Source organism: Enterovirga sp. (assembly GCF_035325185.1).
Classification (GTDB): domain Bacteria; phylum Pseudomonadota; class Alphaproteobacteria; order Rhizobiales; family Beijerinckiaceae; genus Enterovirga.
The window spans coordinates 1-17098 of sequence record NZ_DAOLAJ010000078.1 but is presented as its reverse complement, the minus strand read 5'-3'; the positions used below and the strand labels follow the sequence as shown (position 1 = coordinate 17098).

Genomic DNA, 17098 nt, shown 5'->3' with positions numbered 1-17098 from the left:
CGGCGGCGGATGGCCTGTCCCAGGATCGGCGCGGCGCCGTCCGTCATGATGCCGATGACAACGGGCGAGCGGTTGACGATCGTGCCGAACTGGAAGTCGCAGTCCTGCGGCCGGTCAATGACGTTCAGCATCAGCCCCCGCTCGCGGGCGGCGCGCCTCAGGCGCTCGGCCTCCTCGGGCTCCCCGCAATCGGCGACCACGAGGGCTGCGCCGTCGAGGTCGTCGGGCCGCCAGGGCCGGCGGCGAAGCCGGACCTGCGGATGGGACGCGGCGAAGGCGGCGAGATCCTCATGCGGCGTCTCGGCCAGGATCTCCACCTGCGCGCCGGCCGCCGCCAGAAGCTCGGCCTTCCAGACGGCCGGCGCGCCGCCTCCGGCGAGCACCGCCCGCCGGCCGGCGAGATCGACGAAGATCGGCAGCTTCGCGAGCGGGGCGAGGCGGGCTGGCGCGGCGAGGGCGGGGAAGACGAGGGTCGGGGTCATGGCTTTGTCCAGGCAGGAAACATGCCCCGCCGGCGCCCTCCGTCATCAACTCAGTTCGATGGCGAGGAGGCGATCAGGTGGACTCCCCTGTCATCCCCGGCCGGAGCGAAGCGGAGGGGAAGGGGATCCAGACGGCTCGCAGAAGGCCCTGGATTCCCTTCCCGGCCCTTCGGGCTGCCGGGAATGACAAAAGGAGGGCCGCCGTCATTCCAAATCGCCGAGAGGCGGCCCCGGAATGACGGCGCGTTGCGAGCGGGCCGTCAGGCCGCCTGCTTCAGCGCGCCGGTGTGGTCGTGGAAATCGAGGCCGTTGCGGGTCTGCGCCACGAAGCCGGCCCGGATCACGAAATCCCCAAAGCGCTCGCCCGGCCGGCGCTCGCGCGCGAAGGCGGCGAAGACCGGGTCAAGGGCCGCTACGATCGCGGCTTCCTCGGCGTTGTCGAGATAAAGCTTCGAGAGTCGCGAGCCGTCGAAGGCGGCGCCGAGATAGAGGTTGTAGCGCCCCGGCCCTTTGCCGACGAGGCCGATCTCCGCGAGATAGGGCCGTGCGCAGCCGTTCGGGCAGCCGGTCATGCGGATGGTGATCGGCTCGCCCCCGAGCCCGTGGGCCGCGAGGCGTTCGTCCAGCAGGGTGATGAGGCTCGGCAGGTAGCGCTCGCTCTCGGCGAGGGCGAGGCCGCAGGTCGGCAGCGCGACGCAGGCCATGGCGTTGCGGCGGAGCGTCGAGGCGTGGCGGTCGAGACCGTGGCGCTCGACCAGCGCCACGATCTCCGCGCGCTTCTCGTCCGAGACATTGGCGATGATGACGTTCTGGTTCGCCGTCAGGCGGAACTCGCCGTCATGGATCTTCGCGATCTCGCGCAGGCCGGTGAGGAGCTGCGGCCCGCCGGGGCGGTCGGCGACGCGGCCGTTCTCGATGAAGAGCGTCAGGTGATGGCGGCCGTTCTCGCCGGTCGTCCAGCCGTAGCGGTCGCCGTTATCCTCGAACGTGAAGGGCCGGGGGTCCTCGAAGGCGCGGCCGAGCCGCTTCTCGACCTCGGCCCGGAAGGCGGCGAGGCCGTGCTTGTCGATCGTGTATTTCAGGCGGGCCTGCTTGCGGTCGCGCCGGTCGCCCCAGTCGCGCTGCACCGTGACCACCGCCTCGGCCACGCGGACCGCCCATTCGGGCTCGCAGAAGAACATGAGGTCGGCCGTGCGCGGATAGGTCTCCGGCTCGCCGTGGGTCATGCCCATGCCGCCGCCGACCGTGACGTTCCAGCCGCTCAACCCGCCCTTCTCGTCGAGGATGGCGATGAAGCCGAGATCGTGGGCGAAGATGTCGACCTCGTTCGAGGGCGGCACGGCCACGACGGTCTTGAACTTGCGCGGCAGATAGGTCTTGCCGAGGATCGGCTCCTCCTCGACCTCGCCGCCCGCGACCTTCTCGCCGTCGAGCCAGATCTCGCGCCAGGCTCCGGTGCGTGGCAGGAGATGGCCGGCGATCTCGCAGGCCAGGTCATAGGCCGCCTTGTGGGTGCCCGATTGATGCGGGTTCGTCACGGCGAGCACGTTGCGGTTGACGTCGCCGCAGGCCGCGATCGTATCGAGGAGCGCGCCGTCGATCTCCTTCATGACGCGCTTCAGGTTGTGCTTGATGACGCCGTGATACTGGAAGGTCTGCCGCGTCGTCGCGCGGAGCGTGCCGTTGGCGTAGTTCGTGGCGATCCCGTCGAGCTTCAGCCATTGGGCGGGGGTGACGACGCCGCCCACGATGCGCAGGCGGATCATGAAGGAGAAGGCTTTCTCCAGCTTCTTCTTCGTCCGCTCCGGCCGCAGGTCGCGGTCGTCCTGGACATACATGCCGTGGAACTTGACGAGCTGGTGGTCGTCCTCGGCGATATTGCCGGTCGCCTCGGCCAGAAGCCCCTCGGCGATGGTCCCGCGCAGGAAGTTCGAGGCTTCCTTGAGATATTCGTTGCGGGAGAGCTTCGGCTCTGTCTCGGTGGTCATGGTCGATCTCGCACGCGTCCCTTCCCCCTTTCCGGGGAAGATGGCCCGGGGGCTCGTCCCGGGGTCGGATGGAGGGCGCGACACGACAAGGGGCGGAGCTTCACCCCTCGTCCGTCAGCTTTCCGCGCTGCCCTTTCTCCCCGAGGAAGGCAAGGGCGTGGCGGCTCAATAGACGTCGGTCAGATAGCGGCCGCCCGTCTCGAGCGCGGCGACGGCAGCCTCGGCGCCCTCCGGCGAGAGAGCCTTGACCTCGGCATAGGCGGAAACCAGCGCGGCGCGCACGTCCCGGGCCATGGCCTTGGCGTCGCCGCAGACATAGAAGACCGCGCCGCCCTCCAGCCAATCCACGAGATCGCGCCGGCGGTCGCGGATCTTGTGCTGGACGTAGATCTTTTCCGGCTGGTCGCGGGAGAAGGCGAGGTCGATCCGGGTCAGCGCGCCTTCCTTCAGCGCGTCCTGCCATTCCGTCTGGTATAGGAAATCGTGGGTGAAGGAGCGGTCGCCGAAGAAGAGCCAGCTCCGCCCGCCCGCTCCGATTGCCCGGCGCTCCTGGACGAAGGCGCGGAAGGGGGCCACTCCGGTGCCGGGCCCGACCATGACGATGTCGGTCGCGGGATCCGCCGGGAGGCGGAAATGCCTGTTCGCCTTCACGCGCACCTTGACCGTGGAGCCCGCCCGCAGGCGATCCGCGACGAAAGTCGAAGCGACCCCGGCGCGCTGCTGGCCATGGGTCTCGTAGCGAACGGCCGAGACGAGAAGATGCGCCTCCTCGCCCACCTCCTTGCGGGACGAGGCGATGGAATAGGCCCGCGGCGGCAGGGGCCGGGTGATCTCGGCGAGCTGCGCCGCCGAGAGCGTCGCCGGGAACGTCTCCAGGAGGTCGACAAGGTGGCGGCCCTCGATCCATTCGCGGACCCGGCCGTCCTCGACCAGCGCCTTGGCGCCGCCATGTCCCGTCGCTTTGACGAAGCGGTCGAGCGTCACGGCCGACAGGGTCGAGATGTCCCGCTCGCCGGTCAGGGTGGCCCGCAGCCCGCCATCCGCCGCGAGCCCGGCCGCGGCGAGGACGCGCTCGACCAGGGCCGGATCGTTCTGCGGGAAAAGCTCGAGCGAATCGCCCGGCTCGTAGGCCGGCGCGGCGCCCTCGAATTCGAGGGCGAGATGGATCGTCTCCTTCTCCGATCGAGAGGAATTGAGATCGATATGCTCGATCACCTCCGCTTCGACCGGATTGCGGGAAGGAGCCGCCTCGGCGCGCCCGAAATCCACCGCGACGACGTTGCCCGCCGCCGGAGCGGCAGGCGCGAGAGTCGTCAGCGCGCCCTTGATCCAGGCCGAGGCCCCGGCCTCGAAATCGAGGTCGAGATCGACCCGCTGCACGGCCCGCTTGCCGCCGAGCGCCTCCAGCCGCGCATCGATCGCCTTGCCGACTGCGCAGAATTCCGCATAGGCGGTGTCGCCGAGCGCCAGGACGCCGAATTCCACCCCCTCGAGACGCGGCGCAGCCTCGCCCATCAGGGCCGAATAGCCGCGCGCCGCCCGGCCGGGAGGCTCGCCCTCGCCCCAGGTCGCCGCGATCACGACGATCTTGCCGGCGCCCGCAAGGCTGCTCACGTCGAGATCGGCGAAATCGACCACCTTCGGCTTGAAGCCCTGCTTGCGTGCCGCCTTGGCGAGGTCGCCCGCCAGGCGCTCGCTGTTGCCGGACTCGCTGGCGAAGAGGACCGTCAGCGGCTCGGCCGCCACGGGAGCCGCCGCCGGGAGCGGGGCGGCGACTCCCGCACGGGAATCGAGACCGGCGAGGAAGCCCGAGAGCCATGCTCGCTGCGTCGGCGTCGCGGGGGCGAGCACACGCTCCAGGCTCTGGAGATCATCATCGCCGAAAGGCGCGGTTCGTGGGAGTAATGCGAGGCTGTTCACGCCCCGACATCTACGTCCTGCTTTAAGAAAACTCAATGAGATCAAGTCGTTGAATTTCTCTTCTCCGGGAGAAGATCATCTGTTTCCTTCCCATGCCGGAGAGAGGTTTCTTCTCCGTTCCCTCTTGCGGGGGCGGGGCGGGGAATGGAAACTGGCCACCCTGGACAGCTTCCAGACAATCCGTCCGGCCGGCGAGGATAGCGCGCACCCATGTCGAACGATCCGAGCGAGCCCGTGGGATTGTCGCGCGGCCTCACCAACTACGGCGACACCGATTTCGCCCGCTACCTGCGGCTCGCCAATGCGCGCTCGATGGGGTTCGGCACCGGGCTTCTGCGCAAGCCCGTGATCGGCATCGCCTCGACCTACAGCGAGTTCAACAACTGCCATCGCGGCGTGCCGGACCTGGTGGCGGCCGTGAAGCGCGGCGTCCTCGCCTCGGGTGGCCTGCCGCTCGAGTTCCCGACGATCTCGCTCGGCGAGCCCTATCTCAACCCCACCGCCCTCTTCTTCCGCAACCTCATGTCCATCGACACCGAGGAGATGATTCGCGGCCAGCCCATGGACGGGGTCGTGCTGATCGGGGGCTGCGACAAGACCGTGCCGGCGCAGCTCATGGGCGCCCTCTCGGCCGGGCTGCCCGCGATCCAGGTCGTGACCGGCCCGCAATCGACCAACCAATATCGCGGCGAGCGCCTGGGCGCCTGCACCGATTGCCGGCGCTATTGGGCCAAGTACCGGGCGGGCGAGATCGACGAGGAGCGCATCGAGGAGGTCGAGGGCAATCTCGTCGTCACGGCCGGCACCTGCGCGGTGATGGGCACGGCCTCCACCATGGCCTCGCTCTCCGAGGCGCTCGGCATGCTGCTGCCGGGCACCGCCGCCATCCCCGCCGTCCATGCCGACCGCCTGCGCGCGGCCGAGGCCTCGGGCGCGGCGATCCTCGATCTCGTCCGGGCCGGCATCACGATTCGCGACATCGTCACGGCGGAATCGATCGAGAACGCGCTGCGCGTGCTGCTGGCGATCTCCGGCTCGACGAACGCCATCATCCACCTGACCGCCATTGCCGGGCGGGCGGGGATCAAGCTCGACCTCAACCGGCTGAACGAGCTGTCCGACACGACGCCGGTCCTCGTCGATCTCAAGCCCACCGGCTCCTACTACATGGAGGATCTGCACGCGGCCGGCGGCATCGGCGCTGTGATGCGGGAATTGCGGCCCCTTCTCCATCTCGACTGCATGACCTCCTCGGGCCGGACCCTGCGCGAGCGGCTCGATTTGCAGGATGCCTGGGTGGACCGCAAGGTCGTGCGCTCCTTCGAGGAGCCGCTCCAGCCCGAGGGCGGCCTCGTCGCGCTGTTCGGCTCGCTCGCGCCGCGCGGCGCGATCCTGAAGCGGGCGGCGGCCGATCCCGCCCTCTTCGAGAAGGAGGGGCGGGCCGTCGTCTTCTCCTCGCTCGAGGACCTCGCCGCGCGGATCGACGATCCCGATCTCGACGTGACGGCGGAGGATTTTCTGGTGCTCCAGAATGCCGGGCCTCTCTCGCCCTCCGGCATGCCCGAGGCCGGCTACCTGCCGATCCCCCGGAAGCTTGCGGCCGCCGGGCTCAAGGACATGGTCCGCATCTCGGATGCGCGCATGTCCGGCACCGCCTATGGCACCATCGTGCTCCATGTCTCGCCCGACGCGGCCTCCGGCGGCCCGCTCGCCTTCGTCAGGAGCGGCGACCGCATCCGCGTCTCGGTGAGGGAGCGGCGCATCGATCTTCTCGTCGGCGAGGCGGAGATGGCGGAGCGGAGGAAGACGATGCCCGTGCGACCCTTCGAGGCCGCCCGCGGCTATGCGCGCATCTATCGCAACGAGGTGCTCCTCGCCGACCAAGGCTGCGATTTCGATTCCCTGCTCGCTCACCCCGAGCGGCTTTGAGACCGCTTCTTTATCTCTGGATCGTCATGGCCGGGCTCGTCCCGGCCATCCACGAGCGCGGCAGCCGCTTGCGAGCCGTCTACCGCAATGTCCGCGGAAAGGCGTGGATGGCCGGGACGGGCCCGGCCATGACGCTCATGAGGGAACAGGCCGAGCTGATCTAATGGATGGGCGGGCGTGCGGAAGCAGGCTTCCGCCACGAGCCGAGACCCGCCGTGATTTCAATGGTGTCGGGAGATCATCTGGCTCCGCGGGTAGGATTCGAACCTACGACCAGCCGGTTAACAGCCGGCTGCTCTACCACTGAGCTACCGCGGATCACGGGGCGGGGGATACAGAGTCGGGCCGCGTCGCGCAAGGGGTTCCAATCCGGTTCCGGCTCGTTTCTTCCTGGAGCCCCTGGGCGGCGCTCTTTGGTGGTTGCCCTCTGCCCGCCGGATGGCTATTGCAGGCGCGCCGCCCCTCCCCAAGGGCGCGTCGGCCTCGTGGCGGAGTGGTTACGCAGAGGACTGCAAATCCTTGCACCCCGGTTCGATTCCGGGCGAGGCCTCCATCTTTTCGCTGAATCCCGCCGGCTCGGGCTCGGCCATTCACGCTCTCGACGGCTTGCATTCTGCCGCCCGATCTCCGACAAGCCGATGGGACGGCCGGAGCGTGTCATGACTTCATTCGATGCAGCGCGTCGCACGATGGTGGATTGCCAACTGCGTACCTTCGACGTCAGCGATCGCGCCGTCCTGGCGGCCATGGCGGAGGTGCCGCGCGAGCGTTTCGTGCCGCCCGGCCGCGAGGCGCTGGCTTATCTCGACCGCAACCTGATCCTGGACGGGGACGAGGCCGATCCGCGGGTGATGCTGGCCCCCATGACCATGGCCCGGCTGCTCCAGGCGCTGGAGGTCCAGGAGGACGACAAGGTTCTCGATGTCGGCGGCGGCCTCGGCTACTCCTCCGCTCTTTTCGTCGCCCTCGGGGCGAAGCCTGTGCTCCTGGAATCCCGCGCGGATCTGGCCGCCGCGGCGGCTGCGAATCTCGGATCCGCGGTCCCGGTCAGGACCGGCCCCCTCGGAGAGGGCGCCCGTGCGGACGGCCCCTTCGAGTGCATCCTGATCAACGGCGCGACCGAGCTGCGCCCGGAAGCCCTTCTCGACCAGCTCGCCAATGGCGGCCGCCTCGCCTGCGTCTCGCGCGAAGGAGGGGTCGGCCGCGCCATGCTCTATGTCAGATCGGGTTCGGGGATCGGCTACCGCGCCGTTTTCGACGTGACGGCGCCCGTGCTCGCCGCCTTCCGGCCGGAGCCCGCCTTCAGCTTCTGACCAGCTTCCAGGTGCGTCGTCGCACCCGTGGTGTCGCCTTTTTGCGGCACCGGCCCCACAAACGTCGGGGAGAAGCGGCCGGCCCGCTTTCTTGAGCCGGGTGGTAAGATACCATGCCGGCAAAGATAGCCGGCGCGGTATCGGACGGGGCGACCCGAACGGTCCGACGACCCGGAACGGCTTCAGGCAGGCATCGCGTTGGTACTATATCGACCCTTAGGGCGGGCTGGGCGCTTGCTCGCCCTGATCGGCGCCCCATTGCTGCTCGCGGATGCGCCGGCCAAGGCCGAGACCATCCCGTCGGCGCTTTCGCGGGCCTATATCGGCAATCCGACCCTCGGCGGCCAGCGCGCCTCCGTGCGGGCGACGGACGAGAACGTTCCGCGCGCCCTGTCCGGGTACCGTCCCTCCGTGACCGCGATCGCCAATAGCGGCATCCAGGGGCTCGACGGCATCACCGGGGGGCGCGCCCTGCACCAGACGACGCTTCCCTCGACCGTCGGCATCCAGGTCAACCAGAACCTGTTCAACGGATTTCGCACCTCCAACTCGACCCGCCAAGCCGAGTCGCAGGTTCTCGGCGCCCGCGAATCGCTGCGCAATACGGAAGCGAACACGCTCTTCACCGGCGCTCAGGCCTATATGAACGTCCTGCGCGACACGGCCATCCTGGACCTCCAGCGCAACAACCGGGACGTCCTGGAGCAGCAGCTCGAACAGACCAGGATCCGCTTCAAGGTCGGCGAGGTGACGCGCACGGACGTCGCGCAGGCGGAATCGCGCCTCGCTCAGGCGCGCTCCCAGGTGAGCGCCGCCGAATCGGCGCTGCAAACCTCGATCGCCGCCTATCGGCAGGTCATCGGCGTGGAGCCGCGCCATCTGGCGACCGGCGCGCCGGTCGACCGGCTCGTCCCGCGCACGCTGACGGCCGCGGTGCAGATCGGCCTCGAGGAGCATCCCGCCGTCATCGCTGCCCTGCATGCGGTCGATGCCGCGGAATACCAGGTGAAGATCACCGAGGGCGAACTCGCCCCGACCCTCAACGTCGTCGGCAGCGTGGCCCAGTCCTGGGACCAGCAACTGGCCGGCGACCGCTTCGCCTCCGCCTCGATCGTGGGCCAGCTTTCCGTGCCGATCTATACGGGCGGCGAGGTTTACGCGCGCGTGCGCCAGGCCAAGGAGACCGTGGGGCAGAGGCGGATGGAGGCCGAGGGGGTCCGCGACCAAGTGCGCGCCGCGATCGTCTCCGCCTGGGGCGGGCTCGAAGCCGCCAAGGCCAGCATCCTGGCCGCCCAGGCGCAGGTCGAGGCCGCCCGGATCGCGCTCATCGGCGTGCGCGAGGAGGCCAGGGTCGGCCAGCGCACGACGCTCGACATCCTCAACCAGCAGCAGGAATTGCTGAACGCCCAGGTCACGCTGATCACCTCGCAGCGCGACCGCGTGGTGGCCTCCTATGCCGTCGCGGGTGCGATCGGGCGGCTGAGCGCGCGCACCCTCGGCCTGAGGGTCGAGCTGTACAGCGCCAAGCTGCATTACGATCAGGTCCGCGATCTCCCGTGGGGGCTGACGACGCCGGACGGACGCTGAGCTTGCGGGGGCGCCGCCCCCGAAAGTCCCTGTGAGCCGGGCTTCGGCTCGCTTGATCCGGCGAGTCGGCGTGGAATAGTTCTCCGACGCCTTGATTCTCGGGCGGCGCAGCCGCTGCCGCGGCGGGCTCCGCACCATACGGAGGGATCAGCCCGATGAGCGCCGCTTCCGCGAAGACCACCGATCCGACGATGGAGGAGATCCTGGCCTCCATCCGCAGGATCATCGCGGATGACGACGAGAAGGCGCCCGACATCGACGCCGATCCGGTCGCGGCCGAGGCTGGCGCGCCTGCCGGGGACGACGTGCCGGAGGAAGAAGAGCGGGACGCGGTGCTCGACCTCGCCGATTTCCAGGATCCGCGGGAAGGCGAGACGGGGCACGGGACCGATTTGCCCGACATGTCTTTCGCGCCTGCGCCCCAGCCGGCCCCGGAGAGTGCGGCCGTGCCCGTGCTCGCTGTCCCCGAGCCGGAGAGGCCCGCGCCGCCGCGTCTCGCCGCAATCCCGCAGCCGGCCGCTGCGCCCGTCCCCCGGGCCGTGGAAGAAGCTTCCCGGGCGCCTGTGGAGCAGGCTGCCCTGCCGCGCGAGCCCGCCCGGCGCCCGGCGCCGGCTTCCGCCCCGCCGCCCTCCTCCGAGGCGATCATCTCGCAGGAGGCGACTGCCAGCGTCGGCCAGGCTTTCAGCCTCCTGTCCCACACGATCATGAGCCAGAACGCGACCACGCTCGAGGACATCGTGCGCGAAATGCTGAAGCCCATGCTGAAATCGTGGCTCGACGACAACCTGCCCCCGCTGGTCGAGCGTCTGGTGGCGGCCGAGATCCAGCGGGTGGCGCGCGGCCAGCGCTGAGACTTTCGCCGGGCACGCGGCAGGCCCGGTTTTTGTTGACGAAGCGGGCCGGCGCCGGTTCAAGGACGCGTCACCGTTCCGAACCGGCCCCAATTCCATGATCGACAAGACCTTCGACCCCTCCTCCGTCGAGGCGCGCATCGCGGCGCGCTGGGAGGAGGCGGGCGCCTTCCGGGCGGGCCGGCCCGATCGCGGCGAGGCCGATCCCTTCTGCATCGTCATTCCGCCGCCGAACGTGACGGGCTCGCTCCATATGGGGCACGCCCTCAACAACACGATCCAGGACATCCTCTGCCGCTTCGAGCGCATGCGCGGGCGCGACGTGCTCTGGCAGGTCGGCACCGACCATGCCGGCATCGCGACCCAGATGGTGGTCGAGCGCCAGCTCGCGGCCGCGAAGGAGCCCGATCGCCGCGCGATGGGCCGCGAGGCTTTCGTCGAGCGCGTCTGGGCCTGGAAGGAGGAATCGGGCGGCACGATCATCAACCAGCTCAAGCGCCTGGGCGCCTCCTGCGACTGGTCGCGCGAGCGCTTCACCATGGACGAGGGGCTGAGCCGGGCCGTCCTGAAGGTCTTCGTCAGCCTCTACCGCGACGGCCTCGCCTATCGCGACAAGCGGCTCGTCAACTGGGACCCGAAATTCTCGACCGCGATCTCCGATCTCGAGGTGCAGCAGGTCGAGGTGAAGGGGAGCCTCTGGTACATCCGCTATCCGCTCGAGGACGATCCCCGGCGCTATATCGAGGTGGCGACGACGCGGCCCGAGACGATGCTCGGCGACGTCGCGGTCGCGGTGCATCCCGAGGACGAGCGCTTCAACGGCCTGATCGGCAAGAATGCCGTCCTCCCTCTTGTCGGGCGTCCGATTCCGATCGTCGCCGATTCCTATTCCGATCCCGAGAAGGGGACGGGCGCGGTCAAGATCACGCCGGCCCACGACTTCAACGATTTCGAGGTCGGCCGCCGCCACGGGCTGCGGCTGATCAACATCTTCGGGCCGCAAGCCGAGCTGCGCCTCGCCGAGAACGACGATTTCCTGAAGGACCTGCCGCCCTCGGAGACCCTGGACGCGCTCCTCGCCATGGAGGGCCTCGACCGCGCCGAGGCGCGCAAGCGCATCGTCACGATGCTGGAGGAGGGCGGCCACCTCGTCGGGATCGAGCCCCACACCCATGCCGTGCCGCACGGCGACCGCTCGGGCGTGCCGATCGAGCCTTATCTCACCGACCAGTGGTTCGTGGATGTCTCGGGGCTCGCCGAGCGGGCCCTCGCGGCGGTGCGGGAGGGCGAGACGAAGTTCGTCCCCGAGAACTGGGAGAAGACCTATTTCCAATGGCTGGAGAACATTCAGCCCTGGACCGTCTCGCGGCAGCTCTGGTGGGGGCACCAGATCCCGGCCTGGTACGGGCCGGACGGCCACGTCTTCGTCGCCGAGAACCGCGAGGAGGCGGCGGCCGACGCGCTCGCCTATTACGTCCTCAACGGGACCCTGACCGAGGCGGAGGCCGAGGCGCTGGCGAGGGATTCGGAGGAGCTCGACGGGTTTCTCACGCGCGACGAGGACGTCCTCGACACCTGGTTCTCCTCGGCCCTGTGGCCGTTCTCGACCCTCGGCTGGCCCGAGCGGACGCCGGAGCTGGAGCGCTATTATCCCACGCAGACGCTCGTCACCGGCTTCGACATCATCTTCTTCTGGGTGGCCCGGATGATGATGATGGGCCTCTACTGCACGGACCGGGTGCCCTTCGACACGGTCTATATCCACGCCCTCGTCCGCGACGAGCGCGGCGCGAAGATGTCGAAGTCCAAGGGCAACGTCATCGACCCGCTGGAACTGATCGAGACCTATGGCGCCGACGCGCTCCGCTTCACGCTCGCGGCCATGGCGGCGCAGGGACGCGACATCAAGCTCTCGCTGCAACGTGTTGAGGGATATCGGAATTTCTCGACAAAGATCTGGAACGCCGCCCGCTTCGCCGAGATGAACGGCGCCGTGGCACCCGCCGGGTTCGACCCGGCGCGGGTCGAGGACAGGCTGAACAGGTGGGTCCTCGGAGAATGCGCGAAGGCCGTCGCCGAAGTCACGAAGGGAATTGAGGAATATCGCTTCAACGAGGCGGCGGGCGCAGCCTACCGCTTCACCTGGAACACCTTCTGCGACTGGTATCTCGAACTCGCCAAGCCCGTCCTGCAAGGGCCGGACGGGCTCGCCAAGAACGAGGCGCGGGCGACGATCTCCTTCGTGCTCGATACGGTTCTCGCCCTGCTCCATCCCTTCATGCCCTTCCTGACGGAGGAGCTTTGGGCCCTGCGTGCCGGGGAAGGCGGGCGTGGCCTCCTCGCGCTCGCGCCCTGGCCCGCGCCCGGCGACGTCGCCGATGCCGGGGCCGAGGCGGAAATCGGCTGGCTCGTCGATCTCGTCTCGGAGATCCGCTCGGTCCGTTCCGAGATGGGCGTCGCACCGGGCGCCCAGGTGCCGCTGGTGCTCGTCGCCGCCTCGGCCGAGACGAAGGCCCGCGCCGAGCGCAACGCGGAAACGCTGTGTCGTCTCGCCCGTCTCTCGGAGGTCGGCTTCGCCGAGGCGGCGCCCCCGCAATCGGTCCAGATCGTCGTGCGCGGGGAGGTGGCCGCGCTGCCGCTCGCCGGGATCGTCGACCTCGCCGCCGAGACCGAGCGCCTGACGCGCGAGGCCAGGAAGCTCGACGACGAGGTGGCGAAGATCAGTGCGAAGCTCGCCAAGCCCGACTTCCTGTCGCGGGCGCCGGAGGAGGTCGTGGAGGAGCAGCGCGAGCGCCGCGCCGACGCCCTCGCGCGCCGCGCCAAGATCGAGGAGGCATTGGCGCGGCTGCGCGACCTCAAGTGAGGAAGAGGAGGGCGGTCTCTGGCCTATAATGCAATTTTGCATTATATTGGCCCGGTGATGGAGGCCGCCATGAAAACCCTGACGGTCACGGCGCGAGGGCAGGTCACCTTCCGAAAGGAGGTGCTGCATCACCTCGGCATCAAGCCGGGAGACAAGATCGAATTGAGTCTCCTGCCCGAGGGCAGGGCGGAACTCGTGGCCTCGCGGCCCCGCGGCTCGTTCCACGAGCTTCGGGCCTTCCTGAAGGGCAGGACGAACGGACGATCGCTCTCGATCGAGGAGATGAACGAGATGATCGCCGAGGCGGGCGGATCGGCCGGCGACGCGTGAGGATCGCGGCGGATACGAATGTGCTGGTGCGGGTTTTCGTCGCCGATGACGAGCGTCAGGCCGAATGCGCGACCGAAGCGCTCGCGGCAGCCGATCTCGTGGCGGTGAGCCTCCAGTCGCTTTGCGAATTCTGCTGGGTGCTGGCCCGTGGATACGGGGTGGCCCGCAGCGACATCGCCGCGGCGATCCGCAAGCTGCTCGATACGGAGAACGTCGCCGTCGACCGGTCCGCGGTCGAGGCCGGTCTGGCCATCCTCGAGGGCGGCGGCGATTTCGCCGATGGCATCGTCGCCCATGAGGGGCGCAGGCTCGGCGGCGCGGTCTTCGTCTCCTTCGACAGGAAGGCGGTTGCCCTGGTCGCGGCGCAAGGGCAGGCGGCGGAATTGCTGTCGTGACCGGCGGCTGCTCCATGCGGCCTTGGCAGCGCGGCGGCGCCATGGGAGCACTTCCCGCGCGCCTTGGAACCCCGTAAGGCGAGCCGCATGCCCGAGACCGCCACGCCCCCCGATCAGACCGTCGAGGTCGGTTCCGTCCGCTTCGGCAACCGGCTTCCGCTGGCGCTGATCGCCGGCCCCTGCGCCATGCAGAGCTGGGACCATGCCCTCGAGATGGCCGAGGCCATCAAGGCGATCGCGGACAAAGCCGGGATCGGGCTCGTCTACAAGTCGTCCTTCGACAAGGCGAACCGCTCCTCCGCCGCGAGCCCGCGCGGCATCGGCCTCGACAAGGCGATGGCCGTCTTCGCCGAGGTGAAGCAGCGCTTCGGCCTGCCGGTGACGACGGATATCCACGAGATCGAGCAGTGCCGGCCGGTGGGGGAGGTGGTCGACATCCTCCAGATCCCCGCCTTCCTCTGCCGGCAGACCGACCTTCTCGTCGCCGCGGCGGCGACGGGGCGGGTGGTCAACGTGAAGAAGGGCCAGTTCCTCGCCCCCTGGGACATGCGCAACGTCGCCGAGAAGGTGCGCTCGGCCGGCAACCGCAACGTCATGGTGACGGAGCGGGGTGCCTCCTTCGGCTACAACACCCTCGTCTCCGACATGCGCGCGCTGCCGATCATGGCCGAGACGACCGGCGCGCCGGTGATCTTCGACGCGACCCATTCCGTGCAGCAGCCGGGCGGCAGGGGCACCACCTCCGGCGGCGAGCGCCGCTTCGTCCCGGTCCTCGCGCGGGCGGCCGTCGCGGTCGGCGTCGCGGGCGTCTTCATCGAGACGCACGAGGACCCCGACAAAGCCCCTTCGGACGGCCCGAACATGGTACCGTTGAAAGATCTGCCCGGGCTGATCGACACCCTCCTCGCTTTCGACGCGGTCGCGAAGGGCCGGCGGGGGTGAGCGCCCCGGCCGGCCCCGCCTCCCATCCGGCCGAAGTCCGGCGCACGATCGCGATCCTGTCGATCTGCGGCTTCGCCTCCGCCCTCGCGACGCGGTTCGTCGATCCGATGGTCACCGTCATCGCGCGCGACCTCGCCGCGGACCCGCTGCACGTCGCGCTGCTCTCGACGGCCTATGCGCTGCCCTATGCGCTCATCCAGCTCGTGCTAGGCCCGATCGGAGACGCTCTCGGCAAGGAGCTGGTCACCAAGATCGTCATGGCGGTCCTCACGCTCACGCTCTTCGCCTGCGCCGCCGCTCCCAACCTCCCGACGCTGTTCGGATTCCGGGTCCTGTCCGGCATGGCGGCGGGGGGCATCATTCCCATGGGCCTCGCCACGATCGGAGATCGCGTGCGGATGTCCGACCGCCAGGTCGCGATCGGGAATTTCCTGACCGCGGTCCTGACGGGGCAATTGCTGGGTGGCGTCGGGGCCGGGATCGTCGCCGACACCATCGGCTGGCGGGGCGTGTTCCTGTTCGCGGCCGTCGTGTCCGCCGTGTCGGCCGCGGCGGTGCTCGTCGGGTTCAGGAGCTATCGCTCCGCGGGTGGGGAACTGAGCTTCGCCTCGGCGGGAAAGCGCTACCGGCGCATCGTCAGCATCGGGCGCGTGCGCTGGCTGATGGCCTTCGTCTTCGCCGAAGGCATCCTGATCTACGGCGTGCATCCCTATATCGCCGCCATGCTGGAGAGCACGGGCATGGGCGGGGCCACCCAGGCCGGCATCGCCATTGCGGGCTTCGCGATCGGCGGCATCCTCTACACGCTCATCGTGCGCTGGCTGCTCCGGGTTCTCGGACTTCTGCGGATGCTGCGCCTCGGCGGCTTCATCGCCGCCGGCGGCTATCTCGCCCTGGCCCCGGCGCTTCCCGCGAGCGTCGCCACGACCGCGATGTTCGTGGTCGGAATCGGCTTCTACATGCTCCACAATTCGTTCCAGACCCAGATGACGGAGGTCGTGCCCGAGGCCCGCGCCTCGGCGGTGTCGCTGCATGCCTTCGGCTTCTTCGTCGGACAGGCCATCGGGCCGGTCGTGTTCGGGCAGCTTCTCGGCCATCTCGGGCGCGCGCCTGCACTCCTCGCCTGTGCGGCGGGGCTCGTCGTGCTGGGCCTCGCCGCCGCCCGGATCCTCGGAACTCCCATGAGCCAGCCGCGCCGCTGAGGCGGAAACCGCCCTACCGTGCGCGATAGGGCGCGACCCCCTGGTCGGGCAGCCAGAGATCCTCCGGGGGTGCCCCCGTCTGCCAGAAGACGTCGATCGGGATGCCGCCGCGCGGATACCAGTAGCCGCCGATGCGCAGCCACCGCGGCTCGAGCAAGGCCGCAAGCCGCTTGCCGATCGCCACGGTGCAATCCTCGTGGAAGGCGCCGTGATCGCGGAAGCTCGTGAGATACAGCTTCAGCGATTTCGACTCGACCAGCCACGCCCCCGGCACGTAGTCGATCACGAGGATCGCGAAATCCGGCTGGCCGGTGACGGGGCAGAGCGAGGTGAATTCGGGCGCCGTGAAGCGGGCCACGTAGTCGGTATCGGGATGCGGGTTCGGCACGCGGTCGAGCTGCGCCTCCTCCGGGGAGCGGGGGAGGGGAACGGGGCGGCCGAGCTGGGGATCTGTCATGGGGCGGAGGTAGAGGCGCCGGAAAATGCGTCAAGCCCCGCCGGGCAGCCTCACCCCGTCGCTGCGCCCTCGCCCGCTGCCTTGCGGAAAGCCGGCATGATGGTTTCCGCGATGGCGCGCTCGTCCAGGGAGCCTGCCACCCTGGCGAGGACGCGGCCCCGGCCGGAGAGCACGTAGCTGTAGGGCACGCCTTTCTGCCCCAGGAGGCGCGCGATGCCTCCGTCGTCCATCGCGACCGCCGCGAAGGGATTTCCCGCCCGCCTCAGATAGGAGGCGGCGGCCTCGGGCTTGTCGCGGAAGACGAGGCCGAGCATGCGCCGCCCGTCGCGGGCGAGCCGCATGAGCTGGTCGTGCTCCGCGCGGCAATCGGGACACCAGGAGGCCCAGATGTTGAGAAGGGCCGGGCCGCGTCGGAACGTGTCGCGCGTGAAGCCCGGGACGAGGCTCCCGTCGGCCGCCGGGAGCCCGGGCAGGCCGGCCAGCTCGACCTCGGGCAGGACGGTGCCCACGGCCTTGTCGCAGCCGGCCAGGAGCAGGGCCGGCAGCCCAAGCAGGGCCGGCAGCCCGAGCAGCAGGGCGCGGCGTCCCGCATCCGCTCCGCCGCGAGGGCCTCGCGCATCGGAATGGGGCATTTGCGTCTCTCTCCGAAAAGCCGGCCAAGGAATTTTCGGCAACCGTGCAGGAGGCGCGCCGCCGCCGATGGCCCTTGCGAAGGCTGCGCAGTGGCCTTACCGGCTCGGCCGATACCACGGAGCATCGCAATGACCACGATCATCGACATCGCCGCCCGCGAGATTCTGGACAGCCGCGGCAATCCGACGGTTGAGGTTGATGTGGTC

Annotated in this window: 15 protein-coding genes and 2 tRNA genes; 11 read left to right on the top strand and 6 right to left on the bottom strand. The window is 69.4% G+C overall.

Annotated features, from left to right (window positions below; genetic code table 11):
* The 3 genes from PKD06_RS14310 to PKD06_RS14300 all read right to left on the bottom strand — a co-directional run.
* A partial coding sequence (locus PKD06_RS14310; protein ID WP_324381185.1) for a bifunctional precorrin-2 dehydrogenase/sirohydrochlorin ferrochelatase occupies positions 1 to 482 on the bottom strand: 482 nt, incomplete at its 3' end.
* A 260-nt stretch (positions 483 to 742) separates the two neighbouring features.
* On the bottom strand, positions 743 to 2470 hold the full coding sequence (locus PKD06_RS14305; protein ID WP_324381184.1) for an NADPH-dependent assimilatory sulfite reductase hemoprotein subunit: 1728 nt from the start codon (positions 2468 to 2470) through the stop codon (positions 743 to 745).
* A 165-nt stretch (positions 2471 to 2635) separates the two neighbouring features.
* Entirely contained in the window at positions 2636 to 4390 is a 1755-nt protein-coding gene (locus PKD06_RS14300) for a flavodoxin domain-containing protein (protein WP_324381182.1), read from the bottom strand.
* A 210-nt stretch (positions 4391 to 4600) separates the two neighbouring features.
* On the opposite strand from PKD06_RS14300, the gene PKD06_RS14295 reads away from it, so the two are divergent.
* Both PKD06_RS14295 and PKD06_RS14290 read left to right on the top strand, forming a co-directional pair.
* Complete coding sequence (locus PKD06_RS14295) at positions 4601 to 6319, top strand: dihydroxy-acid dehydratase (RefSeq protein ID WP_324381180.1); 1719 nt, start codon at positions 4601 to 4603, stop codon at positions 6317 to 6319.
* On the top strand, positions 6316 to 6483 hold the full coding sequence (locus tag PKD06_RS14290) for a hypothetical protein (RefSeq protein ID WP_324381179.1): 168 nt from the start codon (positions 6316 to 6318) through the stop codon (positions 6481 to 6483). Before PKD06_RS14295 ends, PKD06_RS14290 begins: the two co-directional genes overlap by 4 nt.
* 79 nt (positions 6484 to 6562) lie before the next feature.
* Here PKD06_RS14290 and PKD06_RS14285 read toward each other — a convergent pair.
* Positions 6563 to 6637, bottom strand: a tRNA-Asn gene (locus PKD06_RS14285).
* Between the two features lie 161 nt (positions 6638 to 6798).
* Between PKD06_RS14285 and PKD06_RS14280 the strand changes: the two genes are divergently transcribed.
* From PKD06_RS14280 to PKD06_RS14240, 9 genes are all read left to right on the top strand, one after another.
* A tRNA-Cys gene (locus PKD06_RS14280) sits at positions 6799 to 6872 on the top strand.
* Positions 6873 to 6978: 106 nt separating this feature from the next.
* Entirely contained in the window at positions 6979 to 7632 is a 654-nt protein-coding gene (locus PKD06_RS14275; RefSeq protein WP_324381177.1) for a protein-L-isoaspartate O-methyltransferase, read from the top strand.
* A 234-nt stretch (positions 7633 to 7866) separates the two neighbouring features.
* A complete protein-coding gene (locus PKD06_RS14270) occupies positions 7867 to 9219 on the top strand; it encodes a TolC family outer membrane protein (RefSeq protein ID WP_324381174.1) in 1353 nt (450 codons plus the stop codon).
* 155 nt (positions 9220 to 9374) lie between these two features.
* A complete protein-coding gene (locus tag PKD06_RS14265; RefSeq protein ID WP_324381172.1) occupies positions 9375 to 10070 on the top strand; it encodes a DUF2497 domain-containing protein in 696 nt (231 codons plus the stop codon).
* 97 nt (positions 10071 to 10167) lie between these two features.
* Positions 10168 to 12933 (top strand): valine--tRNA ligase, encoded by a 2766-nt coding sequence (locus PKD06_RS14260; RefSeq protein ID WP_324381170.1) that lies wholly within the window; start codon positions 10168 to 10170, stop codon positions 12931 to 12933.
* A gap of 69 nt (positions 12934 to 13002) precedes the next feature.
* Positions 13003 to 13263 (top strand): transcriptional regulator, encoded by a 261-nt coding sequence (locus PKD06_RS14255; RefSeq protein WP_324381169.1) that lies wholly within the window; start codon positions 13003 to 13005, stop codon positions 13261 to 13263.
* A complete protein-coding gene (locus PKD06_RS14250; RefSeq protein WP_324381167.1) occupies positions 13260 to 13658 on the top strand; it encodes a type II toxin-antitoxin system VapC family toxin in 399 nt (132 codons plus the stop codon). The genes PKD06_RS14255 and PKD06_RS14250 overlap by 4 nt, the downstream gene beginning before the upstream one ends.
* Positions 13659 to 13745: 87 nt before the next feature.
* Entirely contained in the window at positions 13746 to 14600 is an 855-nt protein-coding gene (kdsA, locus tag PKD06_RS14245) for a 3-deoxy-8-phosphooctulonate synthase (protein WP_324381165.1), read from the top strand.
* A complete protein-coding gene (locus tag PKD06_RS14240) occupies positions 14597 to 15802 on the top strand; it encodes an MFS transporter (protein ID WP_324381163.1) in 1206 nt (401 codons plus the stop codon). Before kdsA ends, PKD06_RS14240 begins: the two co-directional genes overlap by 4 nt.
* 13 nt (positions 15803 to 15815) lie before the next feature.
* Here PKD06_RS14240 and queF read toward each other — a convergent pair whose 3' ends face one another.
* Both queF and PKD06_RS14230 read right to left on the bottom strand, forming a co-directional pair.
* Positions 15816 to 16259: a preQ(1) synthase gene (queF, locus tag PKD06_RS14235; RefSeq protein ID WP_324381161.1), complete on the bottom strand. Its 444-nt coding sequence runs from the start codon at positions 16257 to 16259 to the stop codon at positions 15816 to 15818.
* A 50-nt stretch (positions 16260 to 16309) separates the two neighbouring features.
* Positions 16310 to 16891 carry a redoxin family protein gene (locus PKD06_RS14230; RefSeq protein ID WP_324381160.1) on the bottom strand — a complete coding sequence of 194 codons (582 nt, stop codon included), beginning with the start codon at positions 16889 to 16891 and terminating at the stop codon, positions 16310 to 16312.
* Positions 16892 to 17098: the final 207 nt, after the last annotated feature.

Excerpts from the sequence above, each read along its gene's own strand:
- PKD06_RS14305 (WP_324381184.1), bottom strand. The coding sequence starts at position 2,470 with ATGACCACCGAGACAGAGCCGAAGCTCTCCCGCAACGAATATCTCAAG.
- PKD06_RS14295 (WP_324381180.1), top strand. The coding sequence starts at position 4,601 with ATGTCGAACGATCCGAGCGAGCCCGTGGGATTGTCGCGCGGCCTCACC.
- PKD06_RS14275 (WP_324381177.1), top strand. The coding sequence starts at position 6,979 with ATGACTTCATTCGATGCAGCGCGTCGCACGATGGTGGATTGCCAACTG.
- PKD06_RS14265 (WP_324381172.1), top strand. The coding sequence starts at position 9,375 with ATGAGCGCCGCTTCCGCGAAGACCACCGATCCGACGATGGAGGAGATC.
- PKD06_RS14260 (WP_324381170.1), top strand. The coding sequence starts at position 10,168 with ATGATCGACAAGACCTTCGACCCCTCCTCCGTCGAGGCGCGCATCGCG.
- PKD06_RS14255 (WP_324381169.1), top strand. The coding sequence starts at position 13,003 with ATGAAAACCCTGACGGTCACGGCGCGAGGGCAGGTCACCTTCCGAAAG.
- kdsA (WP_324381165.1), top strand. The coding sequence starts at position 13,746 with ATGCCCGAGACCGCCACGCCCCCCGATCAGACCGTCGAGGTCGGTTCC.
- queF (WP_324381161.1), bottom strand. The coding sequence starts at position 16,259 with ATGACAGATCCCCAGCTCGGCCGCCCCGTTCCCCTCCCCCGCTCCCCG.
- PKD06_RS14230 (WP_324381160.1), bottom strand. The coding sequence starts at position 16,891 with ATGCCCCATTCCGATGCGCGAGGCCCTCGCGGCGGAGCGGATGCGGGA.